At 47.5% G+C, this 22,195-nt stretch carries 22 protein-coding genes; 9 read left to right on the top strand and 13 right to left on the bottom strand.

Annotated elements, in window-relative coordinates:
• Positions 1–14: 14 nt before the first annotated feature.
• The 11 genes from QOS46_RS03215 to flgB all read right to left on the bottom strand — a co-directional run bounded on the left by QOS46_RS03215 (position 15) and on the right by flgB (position 9,218).
• Positions 15–422: a TIGR02530 family flagellar biosynthesis protein gene (locus QOS46_RS03215; RefSeq protein WP_283607268.1), complete on the bottom strand. Its 408-nt coding sequence runs from the start codon at positions 420–422 to the stop codon at positions 15–17.
• Positions 423–470: 48 nt separating this feature from the next.
• On the bottom strand, positions 471–1,121 hold the full coding sequence (locus QOS46_RS03210; RefSeq protein WP_283607266.1) for a flagellar hook capping FlgD N-terminal domain-containing protein: 651 nt from the start codon (positions 1,119–1,121) through the stop codon (positions 471–473).
• A 13-nt stretch (positions 1,122–1,134) separates the two neighbouring features.
• Positions 1,135–2,466, bottom strand: coding sequence for a flagellar hook-length control protein FliK (locus tag QOS46_RS03205; protein WP_283607264.1), 1,332 nt, complete (start codon positions 2,464–2,466; stop codon positions 1,135–1,137).
• 173 nt (positions 2,467–2,639) lie between these two features.
• Complete coding sequence (fliJ, locus tag QOS46_RS03200) at positions 2,640–3,080, bottom strand: flagellar export protein FliJ (RefSeq protein ID WP_283607263.1); 441 nt, start codon at positions 3,078–3,080, stop codon at positions 2,640–2,642.
• A gap of 6 nt (positions 3,081–3,086) precedes the next feature.
• Positions 3,087–4,385 (bottom strand): flagellar protein export ATPase FliI, encoded by a 1,299-nt coding sequence (gene fliI, locus QOS46_RS03195; RefSeq protein WP_283607262.1) that lies wholly within the window; start codon positions 4,383–4,385, stop codon positions 3,087–3,089.
• Positions 4,386–4,500: 115 nt separating this feature from the next.
• Positions 4,501–5,322 (bottom strand): FliH/SctL family protein, encoded by an 822-nt coding sequence (locus tag QOS46_RS03190; RefSeq protein WP_283607260.1) that lies wholly within the window; start codon positions 5,320–5,322, stop codon positions 4,501–4,503.
• Positions 5,306–6,313 (bottom strand): flagellar motor switch protein FliG, encoded by a 1,008-nt coding sequence (gene fliG, locus QOS46_RS03185; protein WP_283607258.1) that lies wholly within the window; start codon positions 6,311–6,313, stop codon positions 5,306–5,308. Before fliG ends, QOS46_RS03190 begins: the two co-directional genes overlap by 17 nt.
• Entirely contained in the window at positions 6,306–7,988 is a 1,683-nt protein-coding gene (fliF, locus tag QOS46_RS03180) for a flagellar basal-body MS-ring/collar protein FliF (RefSeq protein ID WP_283607256.1), read from the bottom strand. The genes fliG and fliF overlap by 8 nt, the downstream gene beginning before the upstream one ends.
• A 67-nt stretch (positions 7,989–8,055) precedes the next feature.
• Positions 8,056–8,352: a flagellar hook-basal body complex protein FliE gene (fliE, locus tag QOS46_RS03175; RefSeq protein WP_283607255.1), complete on the bottom strand. Its 297-nt coding sequence runs from the start codon at positions 8,350–8,352 to the stop codon at positions 8,056–8,058.
• Between the two features lie 6 nt (positions 8,353–8,358).
• Positions 8,359–8,802 carry a flagellar basal body rod protein FlgC gene (flgC, locus tag QOS46_RS03170; RefSeq protein ID WP_283607254.1) on the bottom strand — a complete coding sequence of 148 codons (444 nt, stop codon included), beginning with the start codon at positions 8,800–8,802 and terminating at the stop codon, positions 8,359–8,361.
• Between the two features lie 26 nt (positions 8,803–8,828).
• Positions 8,829–9,218, bottom strand: a complete 390-nt coding sequence (gene flgB, locus QOS46_RS03165) for a flagellar basal body rod protein FlgB (RefSeq protein ID WP_283607252.1) — start codon at positions 9,216–9,218, stop codon at positions 8,829–8,831.
• 405 nt (positions 9,219–9,623) lie between these two features.
• Between flgB and QOS46_RS03160 the strand changes: the two genes are divergently transcribed.
• From QOS46_RS03160 to QOS46_RS03130, 7 genes are all read left to right on the top strand, one after another.
• Positions 9,624–9,959 carry a flagellar biosynthesis anti-sigma factor FlgM gene (locus QOS46_RS03160; protein ID WP_283607249.1) on the top strand — a complete coding sequence of 112 codons (336 nt, stop codon included), beginning with the start codon at positions 9,624–9,626 and terminating at the stop codon, positions 9,957–9,959.
• A 71-nt stretch (positions 9,960–10,030) separates the two neighbouring features.
• Positions 10,031–10,510: a flagellar protein FlgN gene (locus QOS46_RS03155; RefSeq protein ID WP_283607248.1), complete on the top strand. Its 480-nt coding sequence runs from the start codon at positions 10,031–10,033 to the stop codon at positions 10,508–10,510.
• A gap of 19 nt (positions 10,511–10,529) precedes the next feature.
• The gene (gene flgK, locus QOS46_RS03150; RefSeq protein ID WP_283607246.1) at positions 10,530–12,254 is read left to right on the top strand and encodes a flagellar hook-associated protein FlgK; all 1,725 of its coding nucleotides are present in this window, start codon (positions 10,530–10,532) and stop codon (positions 12,252–12,254) included.
• Between the two features lie 27 nt (positions 12,255–12,281).
• Entirely contained in the window at positions 12,282–13,682 is a 1,401-nt protein-coding gene (flgL, locus tag QOS46_RS03145; protein WP_283607244.1) for a flagellar hook-associated protein FlgL, read from the top strand.
• Positions 13,683–13,697: 15 nt separating this feature from the next.
• The gene (gene fliW / locus QOS46_RS03140) at positions 13,698–14,102 is read left to right on the top strand and encodes a flagellar assembly protein FliW (RefSeq protein WP_283607242.1); all 405 of its coding nucleotides are present in this window, start codon (positions 13,698–13,700) and stop codon (positions 14,100–14,102) included.
• 19 nt (positions 14,103–14,121) lie between these two features.
• Positions 14,122–14,352, top strand: coding sequence for a carbon storage regulator CsrA (csrA, locus tag QOS46_RS03135; RefSeq protein ID WP_283607240.1), 231 nt, complete (start codon positions 14,122–14,124; stop codon positions 14,350–14,352).
• Positions 14,353–14,575: 223 nt separating this feature from the next.
• Positions 14,576–16,114 (top strand): flagellin N-terminal helical domain-containing protein, encoded by a 1,539-nt coding sequence (locus tag QOS46_RS03130; RefSeq protein WP_283607238.1) that lies wholly within the window; start codon positions 14,576–14,578, stop codon positions 16,112–16,114.
• Between the two features lie 150 nt (positions 16,115–16,264).
• Here QOS46_RS03130 and QOS46_RS03125 read toward each other — a convergent pair whose 3' ends face one another.
• On the bottom strand, positions 16,265–17,182 hold the full coding sequence (locus QOS46_RS03125; RefSeq protein ID WP_283607236.1) for a GGDEF domain-containing response regulator: 918 nt from the start codon (positions 17,180–17,182) through the stop codon (positions 16,265–16,267).
• Positions 17,183–17,987: 805 nt separating this feature from the next.
• On the opposite strand from QOS46_RS03125, the gene QOS46_RS03120 reads away from it, so the two are divergent.
• Positions 17,988–18,110 carry a hypothetical protein gene (locus QOS46_RS03120; RefSeq protein ID WP_283607235.1) on the top strand — a complete coding sequence of 41 codons (123 nt, stop codon included), beginning with the start codon at positions 17,988–17,990 and terminating at the stop codon, positions 18,108–18,110.
• 189 nt (positions 18,111–18,299) lie between these two features.
• Positions 18,300–19,634 (top strand): sugar phosphate nucleotidyltransferase, encoded by a 1,335-nt coding sequence (locus QOS46_RS03115; protein WP_283607233.1) that lies wholly within the window; start codon positions 18,300–18,302, stop codon positions 19,632–19,634.
• A gap of 325 nt (positions 19,635–19,959) precedes the next feature.
• Here QOS46_RS03115 and QOS46_RS03110 read toward each other — a convergent pair whose 3' ends face one another.
• Positions 19,960–22,191 carry a cellulose biosynthesis cyclic di-GMP-binding regulatory protein BcsB gene (locus QOS46_RS03110; RefSeq protein ID WP_283607231.1) on the bottom strand — a complete coding sequence of 744 codons (2,232 nt, stop codon included), beginning with the start codon at positions 22,189–22,191 and terminating at the stop codon, positions 19,960–19,962.
• Positions 22,192–22,195 lie beyond the last annotated feature (4 nt).

The raw sequence follows: 22,195 nt of genomic DNA, 5'->3' as shown, positions 1-22,195 counted from the left end.
TCTGCGAGGTCCGGTTACATTACAACGGCTCCGTCAATGTTGGTAAATACGTTATTTGTCATTTCCTGATCGTTCATCATGGTGATGACGGTACTGCTCGGTACATTTACAATAAATGCTGTGCTTCCATCCAAAATCAGTGCATCATGCACACCCTTCGCTCTGGCTTTTTCTACCGCACCGCTGAGCTGTGTAATTCGTTCGGGCGAAAGCTCAATGGAGCGAGACTCCAGTCTTTGAACCGCGTGCTTTGAGAAATTCAACTGGCTGTTCTTTGAAAGAGACTGCCGCACCAGTGCAGCAAATTCACTGTTTTGGGGATTTTCCTGCGTTTTCTGCACCTGCGACGGCGATGTGTTTGTCACACCGTAGCTTGGCGGGATCAACGCGGAATAGTTTTTCTTAAACTCTAACTCGTTCATAGCGACTCCTTTTTGACAGGTTCAAAAAGCAGTTCATCCTGAGGCATTCTAGTTCGAGGCACCTGATGAATCAGTTTTAGGATCGGGGCTTTGGGAATCCGAATCCTGAGAAAGAACCTGACGTACCGCGGAAAGTGTATATTTCTGGCCATCGACAACCACCATGGCCTCACCGGAAGCAAAGCTGCAGGAAGAAACCGTTCCCGTACTCTCCACTACCTTCCCAGACTTATCGTAGCCGCTGACCTGAACCTTTTTGCCCACCAGAGAAGCTGCGTACTGATAAGAGCCGTAGCTCGCATCATTAACCACTTCCATAATGCTGGAAAGCCCGTATGCGGTGCCGTTGACCGTAACGGTCGTATCTCCGGATGAGAAATCGGCCTGAGTAACGATTCCGATATCGGAAACATACTGACCGGTCGTATCATACTTTGCGGCGCTGACCTTTTTTCCAATCAGCGAGCTGCCGTACTGATAGCTTGCATACTGATTCAGATTCTCCAGCGCCTGCAAGGATGTGAACTGGGCCATCTGAGCCACAAACTCGGTATCTTGTGTCGGGTTCAGAACATCCTGGTTCGAAAGCTGTGCCGCAAGCAGACTTAAAAACTGATCGATGCTGAGGGAAGCCGCAGAATTCGCACTGCTTTTTGTAGCGGATGCGCTGCTGTATTTGTTGATTTGGCTGATATCCAATGCGACACCTCCTTTATAGGATGCTGCTCTGTTCCTTCATCTGCTGAAGAACACTGAGAAAATCTTCCGTTGTTTCCTGATTCTGATCCTGATGCCGCTGCCCGTGCTGCTCGTCCTGCTGCTGACTGGAGGATTCCTGTTCCTGCTGATAATAAGCGGGAGCGTCCTGCGGCGGCTGTGTCACCTGAACGGGCTGACCTACGGCTGACTCCAGCAAAGAACGGATTTCGCCGGAACCGGATGCCAGCAGGCTCTGCGTTCTGGGACTGTCCGCGAGAATATCCACCACGAGCAGGCCCTGCTCCATTTTCAGAGAAACGGAGATTTTGCCGAGATTCTGCGGGGACAACTCCATTCGGAAGCTGTTATTTTTCGCTTGAACATTTTTGACGATCTGCTCCGTCAGGTGAGCGGCTGTACCGGCAGAAAGCTTTGACGAGGCGGAAGCATGAGCCGTGGAAGAAGCGGAAACGGAATCGTTCTGACTGATGAACATCGCCGCAAAATTGCTGTTCTGTTCGGAAGTGCTTCCCGTTGTATCGGCTGTTTTTTCCTGCGTATGACCGGATAAGGCGGAGTCGAGGTTATTCTGCTGGGTCTGCGCTGGAACGGGCATTGTCACAGCCGTACTGTGAGTATCTGCGGAAAGAGCGGAACTCTCCTGACCCGCGCTATTCCCTTTCTGCTCGGTTTTGGAAGAAGCGGAAAGCAGGTCGGCAGTTTGCACCGCAAGCTGCGGAAGCGCCTTTTCCTGCACGATCGGCTGTGCGGGCATTTCCTCCTGCAATGGAGTGAGAAGCGGCAGCGTTTGCGTCTGCCCCTGCTGTGTCTGCTGTGTCTGTTGTGTCTGCTGTGTCTGCTGTGCGATCGGCGAATTCGTCGTCTGGGCAGCAGACTCAGAGTCAAGCGTCTTCGGGGTCATCTGCTGCAAAAGAAGCTGCTGCAGTGTCACTCCTGTTTTTTCCGTTGTGGAACCAATGGCCGTGAGAGCCGTCAGCGCTGTTTCAGAGGAAGTGGAAGATATCTGCTGAACCGCTGTGGTAAGAAGATCTGCAGAAGCTGCTGTATTCTGTTCCTCGGAAGAGGAATTTCCCATCAGAAGCCAAAGCATCAGCGGAGAGACAATGCTGTTGTTCTGCTGGCCGGCCTCAGGCAGTTTTTCTTCCTCAGACCCCTTCTCTTCGCCGACCGTCTGCGAATTCGCTGTTCCATTCTCATCTTTGGATGGAAGAGAGCTTTCCGCTTTCTTCAGAGCGGTTTTAAAGCTGCTCTGCTCCGGCTGTATCTTCTCCTTTGGCTCTGCTTTTGGAAGGCTGACTTGCTGTACATTAACCTGTTGTACCATTCATTTTCACCTCCTTTTAAATAAGATTCTATCATAAGTTTGAAGCTGCTTTTCAGAAAAGAATTGCAATTACAGCAACCGCCAAACCGATGATTCCATGTTCTCTCAGGTGCTGAAAGCTTTGCTTTCGCCTGCGCTGTGAGGTTGCGATATCAAATAAACTTCAGACAGCATCAGGAAACTTTAATCCCCTGCGAAACGTACTCCTCAATTTCCAGCTCCTGCTGCCTGCGGCAGCCGGCGGTGTACTCATCGAGCTGTTTGTCACGCAGCTTTTCCAACCCGGATATTTCCTGATTTGTCTGAACGACGCTTTCCTGTTTTTCTTCCACCTTGTTTCGCAGGTCAACCCGCTGCGTTTCCAGGCGGCGGATATCCAACTCCGTTGTGCGGAAGTACATTTTATAAACCGCAAGATCTCTGGCGTTCAGGCCGGAAATCATGGCACGGGACATTTCTTGATTCAGTTGAGATAATTCGAGTTTCAGACGCTGAATCTCGTGATCAAGTTCGCGCAGACTGGCCCGCAGAGCAGACAGCTCCTGCTTTTTTACATCCAGCTCCTGCTCATGAAAGCGGAGGACTTTTTCCAATGTGAACACAAATTTTTTCATGCTTTGCTACATCTCTTTCATGAGTTTAACGGTATCCTCAAAAGAAAAACACACATTGACCTGCTGGCATAAAAACTGATTGACGGAATCCGTTTTCTTGACCGCCTCATCCAGACGGAAATTGAGCCCCGGCTTATACGCTCCAATCGAGATCAGATCTTCGTTTTGCCGGTAAACAGAGAGCCAGTTGCGGATTTTTGCCGCTGCCTGGCGGTGATCCTCCGGCACGATGTCGTTCATTAAACGTGAAATGCTGGCGTTGACGTCGATGGCCGGGTAATGATTTTTGTGTGCCAGTGCCCTGCTGAGCACGATATGTCCATCTATAATACCACGCACGGTATCGGAAATCGGCTCGTTGGTATCGTCGCCCTCTACCAGAACCGTATAGATGCCTGTAATGGAGCCTTGCTTAAAGTTGCCACTGCGCTCTAAGAGCTTCGGCAGCTCCGCATAGATGCCGGGTGTATACCCGCGTGCTATGGGAGGCTCACCGGCCGCAAGGCCGATTTCGCGGTGGGCCATAGCAAATCGGGTCAGGGAATCCATCATCAAAAGAACATCCTTGCCCTGATCCTTAAAATATTCCGCGACGGCGGTAGCCACCATCGCACATTTCATGCGGTACATCGCCGGCTGATCCGACGTCGCCACCACCAGAACGGAACGCGCGAGCCCCTCGGGGCCAAGATCCTTTTCCATGAACTCGGCAACCTCACGCCCGCGCTCACCGACCAAAGCAATTACGTTGACGTCCGCGGTAACGTTTTTGGCGATCATCCCCATCAGTGTGCTTTTTCCAACACCGCTGCCCGCGAAAATCCCCATTCTCTGCCCTTTGCCGATGGTCAGCATCCCGTCGATTGCCTTGATGCCAAAGGTGAGCCGCTCGCTGATACGGGGACGCTCCAACGGATTGATGTAAGCCGAATCGACTCCATAATGTTCCCCCATTGGGAATTCTCCCTTGCCGTCGATTGGGTGGCCGGTCGCATCGATGATCCGGCCAATCAAAAAATCGCCGACCGGAATCCACAGCTTTCGGCCGGTAGAGCGAACTAAGCTGCCAAGGCCCACACCCTTCACGTCACCATACGCCACCAGAAGCACGTTCCCGGTTTTAAAGCCGACTACCTCTGACAGAACCGGAGGGGAGTCCTGCGCTCCATCTATGGTGCAGATATCGCCGACGTTCGCAGAAATGCCGCTGACTTCAATCATTGAGCCCACAATATTGGTGACTTTTCCCTTGCAAACCACGGAATCCATCTCCAATAGGCGCTCCATCTGTTCGTCCAGCGTCATTTACTCTCCTCCAATCTAAAAATTATTGCATTCATTTTTAAGTTTCTGTATTCTTCGCCCACCAAAGATAAGAGAAGAATCTTTATGTTCACTGAAAGCTAGTATTCATGAAATACTATAAATGAAGTTCGTAGGAAATTTCTTTGAGCTGTGTCTGCACTCCGGCATCCAGCTGACGGTCTGGCAGATCGATCTGGCAATCTGAATCCTCCAGCGAAGCGGAAGAAACAATGCGCAGATTCTTCGAAACCGACTGCAACCGTTCCATCAGCTGAGAATCAGACTGGAGCAGCTCTGCGGTTTTGGGAGAAACATGAATGCACGCCCATTCCTGATCGTGATATTCCTCCAGAACGCCGGAAACAATCGCAGGAACCGCAATTCCGTCGCTGATCTCCTGGTGCAGCACCTTGCGGGCAATCTGCATTGACAGCGTTTCAATCCCCGACTGAAATTTCTCCAGAATCTGCAATTTGCTCTGTTCAAGGTCTTCTATCAGACGAGCAAGCTCCTCGTGCTGCTGATCGGATTGCTCTTGCAGCTCGCGGATTCCAGCCCCGCGGCCTTCTTGCAAACCCTGCTCAAAGCCCCGCGCATAGCCTTCCTTACGGCCCTGCTCAAAGCCTTCGGTGCGGCCCCGGGAACAGCCCTCCTGAAACCCCGCGGCTTTGATGCGGGACGCTTCCTCATTCATTTGTGCCGCGGAATCCCGAAGTTGATTCATAGTATAGCTACGGGCATTTTCCATGATGTTCTTCGCCTGCTCCAAAGCCTCCTGCAAAATGGCTTCCTGACTCTGTCCGGCATTTTTGCACACCGTGGAAACCTCTACCGCCTCATTGTGCTTTTGGCTTGAGGCCAGCTCCGAGAGACTGGCCGCCCGCATACGAGAATCGGTATACTGCGTAACTTTGATGACGTTAGGCAATAAACTCATCCTTTCCGCCCTTTACAATCACTAACTCGCCTTCACTCTCCAAACGGCGAATAACACCAACAATGCGCTGCTGCGCTTCTTCCACGTCACGCAGCCTGACATTGTGTGTATACTCCAGGTCGGAGCGAACGCTCTCGCTGGAACGCGAAGACATATTCTTGAAAATGGTTTCTGCCACCTCTTTGTTGGCTCCCTTGAGAGCAAAAACCAGATCCTTGGAATCCACCTCGCGCAAAAAGCGCTGAATAGACATATCGTCCAGAGCGGTGATGTCTTCGAATACGAACATCCTCTTGCGGATTTCTTCGCACAAGGCCGCATCCTTGCGGGTCAGCTCGTCGAAGATATACTTCTCGTTCGCTCTGTCCATATTGTTCATGATATCCGCAATGTAATTGACGCCGCCAATTTCGGTGAAATCCAAAGACATAAGCGAGGAGAATTTCTTTTCAAGGTTCTGTTCCACAATTTTGACAATCTCCGGAGAGGTTCGGTCCATCATCGCGATTCGCTCAACAACCTCAAGCCGGACATCCTTGGGCAGTTCCCCAATCACACTGGCCGCCTGATCCGCACTCGTATAAGAAAGAATCAGGGCAATTGTTTGCGGGTGCTCGTTCTGAATGATCGCGATGATGTTTTTATAGTCCGCCTTGCGGATAAATTCAAAAACCTTTGTCCTTAAATTGCGCGTAACCCTCTCCAACAAAGAAGTGGCCATCTGTGTGCCATACGCCTTTTCCAGAACGTTGCGTGCATATTCCACGCCGCCTTCCGTAATCACCTTTTGCGTCAGGCAGACCTGATAGAAGTTGTCTAGCGTGTCCTCCACGTCCTGAGCGGAAAGCTGGTCGAGCCTCGCAATTTCAAAGGTGAGCTGCTCTACCTCGTCTTCTTTTAAATATTTATAGATTTTCGAAGCATTTTCAACGCCGATTGAAACAATAACAGATGCGGCTTTCTGAGGTCCTGCCAGTTTCGTCTCACTCATTAAAGTCATCACCCCTCAGCCATGTTCTAATCAACTGGGCCGCAATTTCAGGATTTTGAGCAGCAAAATCTTTCAGCTTGCCGCGCAAAACTTGCTCTTTGCCCGACTGTACTTCACGGGATTTTTCCAGAGCTTCCAGAGCTTCTCTTTTACTCCGAAGCACATCCTCGGCTTCTTTTTTCGCCTTTTCTTTCGCCACGGCTTCCGGATCCACCTCCGCAACTTCCTCCGGATTCTGACCGCTTACCGGTGTCAGCTCATAGAAGTCCTCAGGCAGCGGAATCTCTTCGCCTTCGGCCGCCACCATTTTTCTCTTTCTAGCCCTTGAAACTGTCAAGAGAACGACAATCAGGAGAAGCAGAGCCGCCGCACCGATTCCGACAAAGATCAGAATTCGGGTCATTTCAGGAGTAATCAGCCCATTCGACGCTGTTTCTGTGGTTGTCTTCTCCGCAAACGGAGCATTGTACACCACCACCTTGGAAGGATCAATTGCGGCGGCATGCGCCACCAACGACGCAACCTGCGTGCGCTGGGTATCGTTCATCATTTCCTGATTGATAACGACCGAAATGGTCATGTCCTTGATGCTTGCCGCATCCCCTTGGACCTGCTCTTTTACTTGGCTGACCAGATATTTATACGAATTTTGATCCTTTGCATATATCGTGTTGCCATCCACCGTTACACCGGGATAAGTAGTAATGTCAGAGTTGGTTTCTGCGCCAGCTGCGCCGCCTGCGGCGCTACTTGCGCGCTCTTGCTCCGTCGCTTGAGACGATTCGCCGACCACGCCTGTATTTCCGGTTTCTGATGATGGCTTATAGGTAATGATCTCCTGTACTTTTTTATCAACATCCATCACGCTCTTGGCAGTGATTCCAACATTACTGGCTCCGAAAACAGGGCCAAGCACCTTCATCACGCTGCTTTCCACATCGTTTTCATAAGCCTTTTCGATGGTTCTTTTAAACTGGGAAAGATCAACCTGGCTGCTGCCGTCGCTGGTGCTTCCCAGTTCCTCACCGCTGGAGGTATCAATCACCGCTACATTTTCCACGGTCAGGTTAGGTACGCTTTTGGAAACCAGCTGCTTGATGCCGTTGACCTGCTTGGAATTGAGCGAATTATCTCCGTACAGAGTAACGGAAACAGACGCTGTGGCTTTTGCGGAATCCTGACTCCAAGCATAGCTGTTTTCTTCCGGGATACTGATGGTCACGTTGGCATTCTTCACACCGTCGAGTGTTTTAATGACTGCTTCCAGCCTTTGATTCAGCTGATATTTTTCAATCGTCTTTTTTTCGTAATCCGTGGTCATCACATCGGTATTCGAAGTAAAGAAGTCGTAATTTGGTGCGGATTTCGGATAACCCATATTCGCCAAATCCATGCGAAGCGCGTTTTCCTCATCCTTCGGCACCAGAATCGTGCCGTTTTTTTCCTGATAGTTGATATTGCGATTCCCAAGCTCAGTCATCACCTCAACGGCTTCTTGATGCTCCAACCCTGGGTAAAGCACAACAAACGGCTGGCGGTTCAGTAAATATGCGGCCAGCACGGCGATCAATACGACTCCCGCTAAACCACTGATCCAAATAATTTTTCTTTTTTTGGTTTGACTGTTCCAAAAAGTTTTAATTGGTTCAATATATTTTTTTAGTTGCTCATTCATGGTTCACCCTGACAGACGCCTTTCCAAAACAAATGTAGTATTAAATGCGACCGAAAAGTCCGGAATACTAAACACTCATTCTCATAACTTCGTTATAAGCGTCCAGCGCCTTATTTCTCAGCTGAACCAAAAGCTGAACAGACATAGTTGCCTTTTGTGATGCGATCACGATATTATGCAGGTTATCAGATTGGCCGGTAGCCAGCTTATACACCTCATTCTGAACGGCTTGATCCGTTTCCTTCACATTGTTTACCGCGTCCTGAAACAGAGATTGAAAAGGCAGTTGCGCCTTATCCACGGCCGTAGTGGCCTGATCAAGTGCCTCCAGAGATTTGATCGGCTGTATCGGTGTTATCATCATAGTGCTTTATCTCCCCATCTCCAAAGCTTTCGCAGCCATATTTTTCACAGCATTGAACATTGTCAGATTTGCTTCATAGGCCCGGGTAGCCGCCATCATGTCCACGGTTTCCTTCGCCGGGTCCACGTTCGGCATCATGACATAGCCTTCAGCGTTGGCATCCGGGTTTGTTGGGTCGTACACCGGCGTAAGATCACTGGTATCTTCCGCAACCTGCGCAACCTGCACTCCCTGGCCGGCCCGCTGCTGAAGCTGGCTTTGAAAAATGCGGTGAAAACGGGACTGATCTTCTCCCTGCGTCTGCAGTACAACCAGCTTTCTGCGATACGGTCCGCCGTTTTCCGTACGTGTAGTTGACGCATTCGCCATATTTTCCGATATAACGTCCATTCTGAACTGTTCCGCCGTCAAAGCAGACGCACTGATATCCAAAGAACTTAAAAAAGCCAAACACATTCAGTCCTTTCTGCAATTTGTTAGCCCTTACCGTCTGTAATTACATAACGCAGCCGCGAAAAATAATCAGAAAGTTCCCGCATCGAATACATGTAATTAAACTGTGTTCTGGCTATTTCGGTATTCTGCTGAACCACGTCCACATTGTTGCCATCCATTCGCTGAGATAAAGCCTGTGAAACCGTTACCTGCGGCTGTGTATCATCAATCGCGTGCAGCATCTCCGATTTTTTTTGCTCTGATTGGGAAGAAAGGCTCTTCTGCAGTTCTTCTTCAAAGCTTACCTCCTTGCTTTTATAGCCGGGGGTTTCCCAATTCGCCAGATTACCGGAAATTGCCTGCTGCCGCAGCCAAAGCCCGTCCAAATCTTTAGTTAGAAGATTTATTGGAACACTATTCAGCCAATCCATTATGCATCTCTCACTTTCCGAGCCGATTTTATGAAAGCACTCTAAAAAACCTCAAAAAAAAAAGAAGAACAATTTGAGTCTTATTCATCTCCCAGTTTTGTATAAACTGTTAAGTTTTTGTGACTGGATTTAAACTAATTATATACATCGATTAGACAATAGTCAACTTATTTCTGCAAAATTTAACTTATTATTCCTACATTTTTTCCAAGTATTTTTGTGAGCAAAAGTATACTAATTAATGTATAAAGAGAAAGAAAAAAGGAGACATGATTAAAAATGCAATACTAACCTAATAAAAATACGGCCATTGCTGTTGGAACCCATGAAAAAATAATCTTCGACTTCCAAAAAAGTTGCTAAACTGTTGTATCGTTGTGCCGATATTATTGGTATGAGGTGAAAATGATGAGAATTGAGAATCAAGGATACGTGTCAAATACGGCTAACAGCGGCTATGTGAATAAAATGGCACAAAACAGCGAGCTGAACCGCCAGCAAACTAACGGAGCAAAGCTGGATAAAATCTCTGCTTCGTCCAGACGCGACACCATTGAAATTTCTCAGCGCTCTCAGGCGGAGCGCCCCACTCTTGTACAGGCCAAGGAGCAAATTGTTACTAGCCTGCATCAGGAAAAAAGCGCAGAGTATCTGGAAGAACTGAAATCCAGGATTGCGTCTGGAGACTATAAAGTAGACTCTTACGAGTTGGCCGGTCTTTTGCTGGATCAGAATGTCTGACTGGCCGGATCTTTCTTTTACAATAAAACAGCCTTCAGGGCCGTTGTACCCCAACAGCAAGGAGCGATAGAATGGATCGGGCATTATCGGAAGAATTCGTTGACTTTCTAAGCCGTTATCTGGTGCTTTTTCAGGAGTTTTTCGCTTTGGAAACGCAAAAATACCAGGACATTTCTCAGGGGCAGATCGACAAGCTGAACGATCATGTGAAAGCAGAAGAAGTGTTTATGCTGAAATCCAGAGGGATGGAAGCTGAGCGTGAACGGCTGATGCAGCGGACTCAGGTTTCAGTGTCTACCTTCCGCGAGCTTCTTCCCCACTTTGATCCCGACGTGCGGAAGCAGGGCGAAGAATTGTTCGACGACTTCTCCGCCATGATTATGGAGCTGAAGGAAATAAATCTGCGCTGCAACTACCTGACTGAGCTGAGGCTGCGACGAGTGGATGCGGCGCTGAAGAAAATAAAAAAACAGCCTGAACTGCAAAAAAAATATGATGCAAAGGCCAGGGAAGAATCGAATTCTACCGGCTTTATTTCAAAAAAAGTATAAGGATAAGGAGCGCAAGATTATGGCGTCTAGCTTTTCTTCTTACTATGTGGCACGAAGCGGTATCCAAAATGCACAGTACAACCTGCGGATTACCGGACAAAATATGTCTAACGTAAACACTACCGGTTACACCCGGCAGCGTTTGGATTCTTATGCGGTCGCTTCTTCCGGCAACAACATGCGGTATGCCAACGCAGCAGATCTGGCGATTGGCGGAGGCGTAGAGTCCAGCGGCGTTTCTCAGCTGCGCGACCCCTATTTGGATGTGCGTTATCGTCTGGAAAGCGGAAAGGTTTCGAAATCCGGCACGGAAGTAAACACACTGAGCAGCGTGGAAGATATTTTTGATGAGATCAGTACAGACGGTATTAACAGCCAGATCACTGATTTAATTAAGCAGCTGAATACTTTGGCCGGTTCTCCCTCCGACACCAACCTCGAAACCATTGTGAAAAACTCTTCCCTTCTGCTGACGCAGGCGTTTCACAATGCCGCCGAGCAGCTGTCACAGGTGCGCAAGCAGGAGACAGATTCCTTTTTAAGCTCCGGCGTCGACCAAGCCAACAGTCTGTTGCAGAATATTGCCGAGCTGAACAAGGAAATTAAAAGCTGCGACATTTCTCAGGTTCCGGCTCTCGAGCTGCGCGATCAGCGCAACAGCTTACTGGATCAGCTTAGTCAACAGTTCAACATTCGGATTTCGAGTTCCTCCGTTTCGATTGGCGCTGGACGAACTGTGGAAGAAATGCAGGTAAATCTTGTCAGCGGAAACTCCAGTGTTCCGCTCATCAACAACGACCAGTACGTTCAGTTTGAGGCTGCTCAGAATGAGGATAAGATTGAATATTCCGGAGATGGTGCCGACGGAAACTCTTATGTATATAAGACAAAGAACCTGAATGTTTCCGTACATATGCGGGACTTTAACGGTGAGATGATAGAAAATACCGATGGCACAACTCATGTTTTTAATGACGATCTGACCACCGGCGTTTTCGGCGGATACCTTTCCATGCTGAATGACAGCGGTGAATTCGACGCCCATTCAGGCGGCACGATCCAAATGGGCAGTCCGTCTGTAGACGTAACCACAGATGCCTTGCCGACTACTACCCGCGGAATCGGCTACTATGAAAAGATTGTAGACAAGCTCGCACAGGATCTGGCCAAAACCATGAACGACGTCAACGCGGTCACTACGACCATCACCGACCCGAACGATTCCACAAAGACGACCACCACCACAGTTGCAAAGCCTTTGTTCTCCTCCAGCGACGGCACGGGAACAGCCATCACCGCGGCAAATATTTCGATTTCTGACGAATGGAGCAAAGCGACGGGAAACTACATCACGGCCACAAAGGATGAGACGTTGGAAGGTGTTGACAACTCCAAGAGCGGAAAAAACATTCTGTACATGGTGCTTCAATTCTCCAAGGAAAAGACATTTTCTACCGATGATGGGATTTCACTGTTTACCACTTCCCCGAGTTCCTATGTATCGAAGGTGTCCACTACCCTTGGTCTCGATATTAAAACCGCTACCAGCGCGAACAAAACATATACATCAAATCTAAATAACATCAGTACCCAAAAAGCTTCGATTTCTGCTGTGGATTTGAACGAAGAAGGGATTAACCTGGTGATGTACAATCAGGCCCTTACGGCTTCCTCTCGATTTATGACAACAATGGACGAAGCAATGGACACCATCATCAACAACATGGGTGTTGTTGGCCGCTGATATTAAAAGAATGGAGGGTAACGCATCATGAGAATTACAATGGGCATGATTGCCGGACAATATTCGAAAAATTTGAATACCTCGCTGAGTAACTTCAACGCAGCGGCCCAAAAAGCGACCACATACCGCAGCTTTGATAAAACTTCCGAGAATCCGTTTGCCGCGACAAAGCTTTACCGGCTGCGCCGGGAACAGGCTGAAAACGAAACCTATCAGGATTCTTTGGGCGATGTAGACAGTCAGCTAATGACGGCTCAGAGCGCGATGCAGTCTGTTTACAGCATCGTCAGCAGTGCGGAAAGCGGCGACGTCATTCAGGCCATCACCGGCACGATGTCGAAAAGTGACCGCACGATCATCGCCGATAAAATGCGCCAGATGCAGCAGGCGTTCCTCTCCCCCCTCAATACAAAGTTTGCAGAAAAATATGTATTCGGTGGCACTGAAATGTCCGAGGCACCTTTTTCCGTTAACGATGATGGAGCCCTGTTATACCGCGGAATTAATGTAAATACCGGCAAGCTGGAGAATGGCCCTGCGGCTAATTTTAACGGGACGCTGATTGAACTGAATCTGGATGGCAGCACGCTAAAGGATTCTGCCGGCAATGCGATTGCTTCGGTAGAAGGCGATACTGTTACAACGGTAGATGGTTTTGTCTTAAAAGTAAAAGGTACAACCGCTTCTACCGATCCCACTAAAATTTCCGTTTCCACCGCAAATAAAATGATTACGATCGAAACCGATCTTTCCAAAGTGAAAACAAATCAGGATTTGTTAAACCTGATTAAAGGATATCAGGATATTGATTTCTCTAATATTCGTATTACGGGCGATATGAACCGTTCCGTTTCCATTCCAAATGGTGCCGGAGGCTATCAGGAGATCGTTTCCTCCTCTCTGACCAGCTCCATCGGTCAGGACGGGCTTGCCTCCCTTGCAAACGAAGAGGTACTCGTCAATCTGGGAATGGGTCTGAAAACCACCGCTGGAAACGGCAGCACCACAATCAACTCACAGAGTGCGTTTAATTCAGCGATTCCCGGCCTTTCTTTTATGGGGTATGGGCAGGATAGTAACGGGGTTTCCAGCAATCTGTACACTTTGATGGGTCAGATTGCGGATCAGTTGAAAAGCGACGATTTTTCCATGGACAACATTCAGCCTTATCTCGACCAGTTTGGTAAGCAGGGAGATGCTCTGCTTGGGAAAATTACGGAATCCGGTTCCAAATCGAACTTCTTAACCACAATGAAATCAAACCTAGAATCAATGGGTGATGCCTTGCTGGAGCGCTCGCAGGACATTGAGTATGTAGACCCGGGTGACGCCATTATGGATTACTACATGCAGCAGTATGCCTATAACGCGGCTCTCTCGATGGGTACAAAAATACTGAGTAAATCATTTATTGACTATATGACCTGACAGGAGTAAGCGAATATGGAAAATCTGGAATCCCGCAATATCATTACTTTTCCAGAGGGCCTTTTGGGCTTTGAGGAAATTCATGAATATCTTTTGTTCCATGAGGATGAAGACAATGTTCTGTGGAGCCTGACGGCCGCCAACGACAGCCAGATTCCATCGTTTATTGTCATGGACCCCTTCACGCTCAGTGAAGCGTATAATCCGAGCCTTTCCCGAAAGGATTTGGAAGTGCTGGGCGACCCTCGGCCGGAGGACTTGTGCTTTTTGGTAATTACAGTGATTCGTTCTCCCCTTTCAGATTCCGTGGTGAACCTGAAAGCCCCGATCGTGATCAACATCCACAATCAGCAGGCAAAGCAGGTGATCCTAGAGGATGCGGAGTATCCTCTGCGCTACCGGCTTTTTGCCGACCGCTAACGCGAAGGAGGGAACCGCTTTGCTGGTAATTAGCAGAAAAGTATCGGAATCCATCCTCATCGGCGACAATATTGAAATTCATATTTCAGAAATCAGCGGCGACCGGGTGAAATTGGCGATCAATGCGCCGAAAGAGGTTCGCATTACCCGAAAAGAGCTGCTGGAAACCGCTTCCTTAAACCGTGAGGCGGGTGAGCGCCCTCAGGCCCAGACTTTGGCTGAGCTGAAGGATCTTTTAAAACAAAAATAATTTAAAATTTCTAAATTAGGTGCTAAACTTTTCCAAATCAGCACCGAAATATAGATTAGAACCAAAAAACGAAAACGCTTCTTACATTGGTATCTCTTCTGTTCGGGCAGGGCCCGCCCGGCAGAATGATGCATAAATTCAAAGGTAAGGACATGGATGTCCTTTTCTTACAGCCGCAGGAAATTCTCCCGCGGACAAAACAAAATTTCAGGAGGAAAAAATTATGCGTATTCAACACAATATTTCCGCGATTAATGCGAACAGACAGTTGGGCATCAACAACAACACCGTTGCGAAGAACTTGGAGAAGCTCTCTTCCGGTTACAGAATCAACCGTGCGGGCGACGACGCTGCCGGTCTTGCGATTTCCGAGAAGATGCGTTCCCAGATCCGCGGCTTGGATCAGGCGAGCAGCAACGCCAACGACGGTATTTCTTTGGTACAGACAGCTGAGGGCGCTCTGAATGAGACCCAGTCCATTCTGCAGAGAATGAAGGAGCTGGCTACCCAGTCCTCCAACGGTACCTACCAGAACGATGTTGACCGTGAGAATATCACCAAAGAAGTGGAAGCTCTGAAGAGCGAAATCGACAGAATTTCCACCTCTACTAACTTCAACAAGATCAACCTGCTGGATGGTTCTTTGAGTAATGCCAAAGGTGCTACTAGCATTAAAACTCTAAATGCAGGAGCTACTGCTTCTACTACTTCTTCTGTTAATGCTACGGCACAAACTCAGACAATTACTATCGGCGCACAGTCCACTCCTGTTGCTGGTGAGGCAAGTACTTTTGAGATGACTTATCTGGACGCTGATGGAAAGGCACAGAAACTGAGCCTTAGCTACACCTCAGGAGCAACTGCGGCTGCTTCCGCGACAGATATTCTCTCTAAGCTTAATGCAAGTACCGATGCTGCTGCAAAATATCTGGTTGATAACTTTGATATTACTAATTCTGGAGCCAATATCACTTTTACTGCAAAGGAAAAAGGAGATTCCCAGTTTGAGATTTTGAAGACTGCCCAGACTGAAATAACCGCTGCTGTTACTGGTGGAAGTGCGGGTTCTGTAACCATAGGTAAAGACGCTGCGACAGAAGTTGCGTTAGGTGGTGTTACAGTAGCTAAGTCCGGTGATTTCACTATGGAAATCGACGGAAAGAAATTCCAGTTACTGAAAACAGGTGAAAAAGCAGAATCCGGTTATATTGGTCTTTATACAGATGATGGTAAGACCATTAATGCTGATTCAACTTCTTCGATTGCAGCACAGTTGAAAGAGCATGGCATCGATGCTTCGATCAAATCTGGTACTAATACTACTTTAGTTATTTCCAAGCCCTCTACATCTGAGGCTGGTGCTAAGGCGCTGACCTTGCAGATCGGTGCTTCTGCTTCGGCTGATCAGCAGGTTTCTCTGAGCATTGGTGATATGAGCGCTAAGGGATTAAGTATTACAACCGTCGATGTTTCTTCTCAGGATAACGCTCTAGCTTCCATCCAGACCATCGAGAGCGCGATTAATAAGGTTTCCGGCACTCGTGCTGACCTGGGTGCTCTGCAGAACCGTTTGGAACACACCGTGAACAACCTGGGTGTAACCAGCGAGAACCTGACCAGCGCCGAGAGCCGCGTCCGCGACGTGGACATGGCCAAGGAAATGATGGAGATGACCAAGAACAATGTTCTGACTTCGGCTGCGCAGTCCATGCTGGCTCAGGCCAACACCCAGCCCCAGAACGTTCTGAAGCTCCTCCAGTAATTTGAATCTCTTTTCGAACTTGATTTTAGCTTGCCCGGAAACGGGATATGAGAAGGCAGACAGCTTAAAGCTGTCTGCCTTCTTGATTTTTCACTTCATATTATCATAAGCCATTAAAAAGCGCGCAGGATTTTATTCCCTGCGCGCTTTTTAATCGCATTGTGCCTGATTCCGCCCGTTCTGCTTAGCCAGATACAGCTTTTTGTCTGCCCGTTCTAACAGCACGGCCGGGTGCTGTTCCAGCTGTGGTTGTATTGATGCCGACCCTAAGCTAATGGTGTGCGAACAAAGGCTTTGAGTTCCAACAGCGGAAAACAAAATTTGGCCTACACTGGTTACTAATCTTTGCGCAAGGGGTCTCGCTCCTTCCGCGTCCATACCAGGCAGCAATATGGCAAACTCGTCACCACCGTACCGGTAAAAGAAATCCGTCACAGATTCCAGCTCTTGTTTTAGAGTTTGCGCCACTGTTTGCAGCATAAAATCTCCATGCCGATGACCATACGTATCGTTATACTCCTTAAATTTATCAACATCCAGCATCATCATACTCAACCAGCTACGCTCACGCACCGCGCGGCTCCATTCATACTGCACCTGAATATCTAATGCACGGCGATTGGCAATCCCGGTCAGGCCATCCAACAGGCTAAGCTGCTCGATTGTCTGAATCTGCTTAATAATGTGGATTTGTGTATTCACGCGCGCCAAAACGATAGCGTTCTTAAAGGGGCGCTTAATATAATCCACCGCCCCTAGCAGAAAACCTTTTTCCTCATCCTCATCACTTTCAAGCCCTGTGATAATAATCACTGGAATATTCTGGGTATCTTCGGATTGTTTCAACGTCATAAGGACGTCGAAGCCATTTGCATCTGGCAGGATGATATCAAGCAGAATCAGGTGCGGCTCAAACGTATGCACCTTCACCCGCGCATCTTCCGCTGTGGTAGCTGTTTCAATTGTATAACTGCCCTCCAAAATTCTTCGCAGAATCATCTGGTTGAACAAACTGTCTTCAACGATCAGTATTTTATATTTTATTTTCCCAATGCCCTCATCAAACACGTTTTTTCCTCCGCGTTATCCCGTCCTCATGTATATCCGTCTCTTTAGCTGCTGGATTGATACTAAAAATGCTTTAAACATTGTATCAGAAATATTCCACCTTCACAAGGAATGTTTCGCAATTTATTTATAAATTTTTGACCTAAATATTTTACATTAGAATAATTGATGCACCACTCAAAAGTTTTAACGCTGAATTATCATTTTTTTATAATTCTTACAAACAATTTGGTAAGGATGAAAAATTTCTTTCAATTTAAAAATCAATTGTTTTGTTATTTATCTTTTTTCAACGCTTGTCTTAATATATTTTTACAGATTGTGCCCTCTTGTTCAAGTTTTCATATGATAGTATGTACCCCAATATTTTAATCAAAATCTTTGGGTTACTTTATAAAAAATGAGGGTAGCATACATGAAAAGTTTTGATCCTGAAATGAGAATATACAGAGGTTGTAATCCTTGCCAGCCAAGCAATGTAATATGCTGTTGCGGACTCACTCGACCGGCGCAACGGGCGCGATAGGCCCCGCTATTTAAGGAAAATGCGGCGTTATCTAAAAAAGTTTTGACTTACTAGGGTGATGTGTAAAGTTTTTGCGAAGTTTTGCTATGTGGTAGAACTTACACCCGGAATAAAGATGCAGTGGTCGCAAAAGACTGCTCTGTGAGATGACCGCCCATTATAAGGAGAGGGGAAAAAACTCTTGCTTATATTTTATAAGAGCTTTATAATAAATATAGATTATATATGACATGGATGTGCTAGATTCCTTTTTTTGCAGGGATTTAGGACAAGGCGCAAATGGTGAAAACGATGTCGGTCCTGCGAAAGCTCGATACCTGTTTGATGCTGGATGTCACGGAATTAATTGATTATCTCCGCGACGTGGACAAATTGTCCCCTGTGGATGCTCTAAAATATTGATTCATAGACGGTTTCTGGCTGGCGATCCACCCCTCCGAAACCGAGCCAAAATTAAAGGTATACCTTCTGTTTAACTGGCCGAAAACAGAAAAGAAAACGCTAGACCGATTAACCGTTTAAAAAAAGAATGAAATGGTTCATTGGCAATTAGTTAAGGGAAGTGGATCAAATAGCCAAGGAGTGGAAAATATGAATATTATTCTGTTGTCCGGCGGTTCGGGGATGCGGCTTTGGCCGCTGTCAACCAGTGCCCGTTCTAAGCAGTTTTTAAGGCTTTTGCACGATGAGAACGGCAGACCTGAATCAATGGTGCAGCGGGTTTATCGTCAACTTTCGAATGCCAAGCTGGAAACGAATCATATCTTGATGGCGACCGCCGCTGTCCAGCAAGACGCGATCCTAGGGCAACTCGGGAATCGGGTTGAAATTGTTGCAGAGCCGCAGCGCAGAAACACCTTTCCCGCCATTGTGCTTTCAGTTGCTTATCTCCACTTTGAAAAAAAGTGTTCTCCAGAAGAAGTTGTTGTGGTTATGCCAGTAGATACTTATACAGAACCGTCGTATTTTGATGTCCTTCGCCAGATGGCGGAGGCCGTCGACAGCAACCTTGCCGATTTGGTGCTGATGGGAATCAAACCACGGGAACCTTCCGAAAAATATGGTTATATGCTTCCGAAATCCGGACAAGCAGCCGGGGTAAGCAAAATCGACCGATTTGTGGAAAAGCCGACTGAGGATGTTGCACGAGAGATGATTGCGAACGGTGCAATGTGGAACGGCGGCGTATTCGCCTTTCGGCTTGGGTATTTGATGAAAATTGCCGAAGCGGCAATCCATCCGGCTAGCTTTGAGGATATTCGATCGCGGTATGATGAGTTGACTAATGAAAGTTTTGACTACGCCGTGGTAGAAAAGGCTAAATCTATCGCTATGATCCCCTTTGATGGACTTTGGAAAGACCTCGGCACATGGAACTCTTTAACGGAAGAACTCTCTACAAACCAAATTGGAAAAACTATTTTGGGCGAAGATGTACAAAACACCCATGTCATCAATGAGTTGGATATTCCAATTGTGACAATAGGTACCAACAATCTTATTGTGGCAGCTTGCTCCGATGGAATTTTGATTGCGGACAAAGAAAAAAGCGCTTCTCTTAAGGAATACGTTCCTCTCTCCCAACGTCCTATGTACGAGGAACGCCGTTGGGGCGAATATCGCGTTATTGACAGTACCGAGCTTTCAGACACTGCCAGTCTGACTAAGCATCTGTTTATCAAAGCTGGTGCAGCCATCAGCTACCAGCGCCATGCCATGCGTGATGAAATATGGGTCTTAATTGACGGTGAGGGCAACCTAGTGCTGAACGGACAAAGAAAACGAGTCAGCCGCGGAGACGTGGTGCAGATTGAGAAGGGCTGTCTGCACGCATTTTTAGCCGCTACGGATGTACAAATCATTGAAGTGCAAATCGGAACGGAGCTTACCGAAACAGATATTGAGCGCTTTGACTGGAATTGGTGAGCATGCCGGGTTTCGTGAAGCTTTTGCCAGATAAAATGTATGAGGCTGTAGCAAAACGAAAATTGCTACAGCCTCAATTTATGTTCTGAAGCCGGTTGGGGCTTTGCTGAATTTTATTAAATCCGCACACTGTCGTCTGCAGGTATGATCTTTTCGACAAACACCTCATCTATTTTCGGCTGCACATCCCTTTATACCGTGTCTTGAGCATATGGTGTTTGTCAAAGTTTAAATGGATAAAAAAGCAGAGCCATGCGAATGTTTTTACACTCGCTTTGGCTCTGCTTTTTTCAGCTTATTTTAACAACTTCTCTTTTTGGACAGACTATCTGCTGCCATCATCATTGTTGAAATCATCCTTGATTTCGTCGGGAACCTCTTGCAAAGCTTTTCCGGCATCCTTGTTGATCGTTTCCATCTTCTTTTTAGCCCTCTCAAACCGACGAGGGGTTTTGGAGACTCTAATAATCAAAAAGATGATTACTAAGACAAGAATCGAAATAGCGAGAAGTCCACCCCGTGAAACACCAGTGGCCCGAACAATTTTGCCGAGGAAACGGTCAATGCTAAACGGAAGATTTTCCGTCGTCTTGCCGACGGCACTGTTAACAGCCGTAACGTTGGTCACTTCTTGCTTTTCATCAACCAACGATATCGTACCGCTAAGTTCATTCAGAGTCTTGCGTTCCGAAATAAACTCCTTTAGAATGCCTTCCATGCCGGATGGGCAAGTGATGACATAAACCTTTCGATAGAAGTTCCAAGGAGAACGTACCACCTGTATTACAATTTTATTTTGCAGCGCTTCTGCTGAAACCACAGCGTCTTTGGAAAGTACAAACCCGTCTTTCTGCGGCACAACACTCAGAAGTTTGGATATTTCCTCCGGGATTTGAATATTATCATTGGTACCAAGGATTAAAATATCCGCCGACTCTTTCTGTTGGGAGTCGAGATTATTTGCGTACTCCCAACGGTATGCACCGGAATTTTGCCCAGCCCGACAAACCAGCCCGGTTGCGACTTCCATCATCGTCTTAGAAGTATTTGAGGGAGTATAAAGAATCGCATTAGGCCAACTTTCACCCGAAATCCCTCCAAAGCTTAAAAACGGCTGGATTGTGGGAGAAATTCCAGCCTCCCCCGGTTGGAAGTAAACCACAGAATCTTTGTCGATCACCGTCCACGCAACATCATAATAATCCTTCGAGCAGTCTATTTTGCCTATATAGTTGTAGCACTCTATCTTGACATCAAAGGAACTTTTGTCCAGCGCTGCAGATGGAATTTTAACCCGGATCGAACCGCCCTCTGCATTGGAATCTGAAAGCTGAATACTGCCAACCGCTTCGCCGTCCACATGCACGGTGAGCAGAGACGTATCCCCCACAAGTGCCTTTGAATGACGGAAATGAATCTCCAAATAGGAATCTGATCCACTTCGAATACCCTGAGGCTGTCTTAGTGTATAGTTTACTTCCTGATGGAACGCTCCCGCCAGACTAGAAGTGTCATAGCCAAAATCAGAGAGTTTGTAGTACCCATCCTCATTTTTAACAAACCCTGTTCCGATATTACGTACATCAGTAGAGATTACGGCGGTATTGTCAGAAAGTTGAGCGAGATAGTCATTGTGAGTAAAAAAAGCAGCCGTTTTGGACAACCCCGTCGCATCTGCTCCGTAGAGAGACAGGTCAACATACTTATCGTTTCTTGCGATAGAAAGATATCCATTCTCCGCTTTTAAAGAAGGGATCACCGCCATATCTTTAGGCATTTGCGAGCCAAGCCCGATACGAATGCGATTTTGCTCTGTCGTGGCGGAACTGCCTTGTGATACGACAAAACTGGCGGTGCTTTTTGACGGATATGCCGCACCAATGGCAGAGGCAGCCGTCAGCATGGCAGAGCGAACATTCGAATCGCCTCCGGACGGAAGAATAAACTCGGCGGAGAGTCGATCCCCTTGATCAACCTTATCAAATATGTAGGGCAACGCAGTACCGAGAACCGGATCACCCATCTGCAGAACATCCAAATTCAGCCGGGATGTTGTTTCCAGCCTTACCCAGTTGGCGGGGTTATCGATGTCGGCGCAATCCCCAAGAATGGTTCGCTGCGCGGTTACGATCCGAAGCTCATTGAGGGTACCGTCTGTCTTCAGTCCCTTTACAGGGAGGGGCACAGTCCACATTCCACCCTGCTTTTTTACAATATCTAAAATGCGTGCGGAAGCGATCTGCTGATTCCCCAGCAACAGCGTCACTGTGGAGCGGTCATCGATCAGCGTCTCAGCAGCAGTCATGCCTAAGGAAAGACTGCATTGCTCCCCCAGCCGTGTTCCCTTTGGTATCCGAAACCAAAATGAAGTAGTGTTGTGCGGTAGATTCAAGGACTGTGGCTCGGCAAACAGCGGAGCCGAAACCTTTTGCGTGCTTGCAGAAGGCACTGTTGTTTTAAGGGCGGCATAGACTGTGCTTGCTCCAGAAAACAGAAGAAAAGCTGACATTAACACAGACAAAAAACGAGATATTCCCTTCAAGCGATTTCGTTTCATGCTC

Source organism: Faecalispora anaeroviscerum, from assembly GCF_947568225.1.
In the GTDB taxonomy this organism is placed as follows: domain Bacteria; phylum Bacillota; class Clostridia; order Oscillospirales; family Acutalibacteraceae; genus Faecalispora; species Faecalispora anaeroviscerum.
The sequence above is the reverse complement of the archived record's forward strand: the minus strand, read 5'-3'. Positions and strand labels throughout refer to the sequence as shown.

Coding starts and splice junctions, on each gene's coding strand:
- QOS46_RS03215 (WP_283607268.1), bottom strand. CDS start 422: ATGAACGAGTTAGAGTTTAAGAAAAACTATTCCGCGTTGATCCCGCCA.
- QOS46_RS03205 (WP_283607264.1), bottom strand. CDS start 2,466: ATGGTACAACAGGTTAATGTACAGCAAGTCAGCCTTCCAAAAGCAGAG.
- fliJ (WP_283607263.1), bottom strand. CDS start 3,080: ATGAAAAAATTTGTGTTCACATTGGAAAAAGTCCTCCGCTTTCATGAG.
- fliI (WP_283607262.1), bottom strand. CDS start 4,385: ATGACGCTGGACGAACAGATGGAGCGCCTATTGGAGATGGATTCCGTG.
- QOS46_RS03190 (WP_283607260.1), bottom strand. CDS start 5,322: ATGAGTTTATTGCCTAACGTCATCAAAGTTACGCAGTATACCGATTCT.
- fliG (WP_283607258.1), bottom strand. CDS start 6,313: ATGAGTGAGACGAAACTGGCAGGACCTCAGAAAGCCGCATCTGTTATT.
- fliF (WP_283607256.1), bottom strand. CDS start 7,988: ATGAATGAGCAACTAAAAAAATATATTGAACCAATTAAAACTTTTTGG.
- fliE (WP_283607255.1), bottom strand. CDS start 8,352: ATGATGATAACACCGATACAGCCGATCAAATCTCTGGAGGCACTTGAT.
- flgB (WP_283607252.1), bottom strand. CDS start 9,218: ATGGATTGGCTGAATAGTGTTCCAATAAATCTTCTAACTAAAGATTTG.
- QOS46_RS03160 (WP_283607249.1), top strand. CDS start 9,624: ATGATGAGAATTGAGAATCAAGGATACGTGTCAAATACGGCTAACAGC.
- QOS46_RS03155 (WP_283607248.1), top strand. CDS start 10,031: ATGGATCGGGCATTATCGGAAGAATTCGTTGACTTTCTAAGCCGTTAT.
- flgK (WP_283607246.1), top strand. CDS start 10,530: ATGGCGTCTAGCTTTTCTTCTTACTATGTGGCACGAAGCGGTATCCAA.
- flgL (WP_283607244.1), top strand. CDS start 12,282: ATGAGAATTACAATGGGCATGATTGCCGGACAATATTCGAAAAATTTG.
- fliW (WP_283607242.1), top strand. CDS start 13,698: ATGGAAAATCTGGAATCCCGCAATATCATTACTTTTCCAGAGGGCCTT.
- QOS46_RS03130 (WP_283607238.1), top strand. CDS start 14,576: ATGCGTATTCAACACAATATTTCCGCGATTAATGCGAACAGACAGTTG.
- QOS46_RS03120 (WP_283607235.1), top strand. CDS start 17,988: ATGGTGAAAACGATGTCGGTCCTGCGAAAGCTCGATACCTGTTTGATG.
- QOS46_RS03115 (WP_283607233.1), top strand. CDS start 18,300: ATGAATATTATTCTGTTGTCCGGCGGTTCGGGGATGCGGCTTTGGCCG.
- QOS46_RS03110 (WP_283607231.1), bottom strand. CDS start 22,191: ATGAAACGAAATCGCTTGAAGGGAATATCTCGTTTTTTGTCTGTGTTA.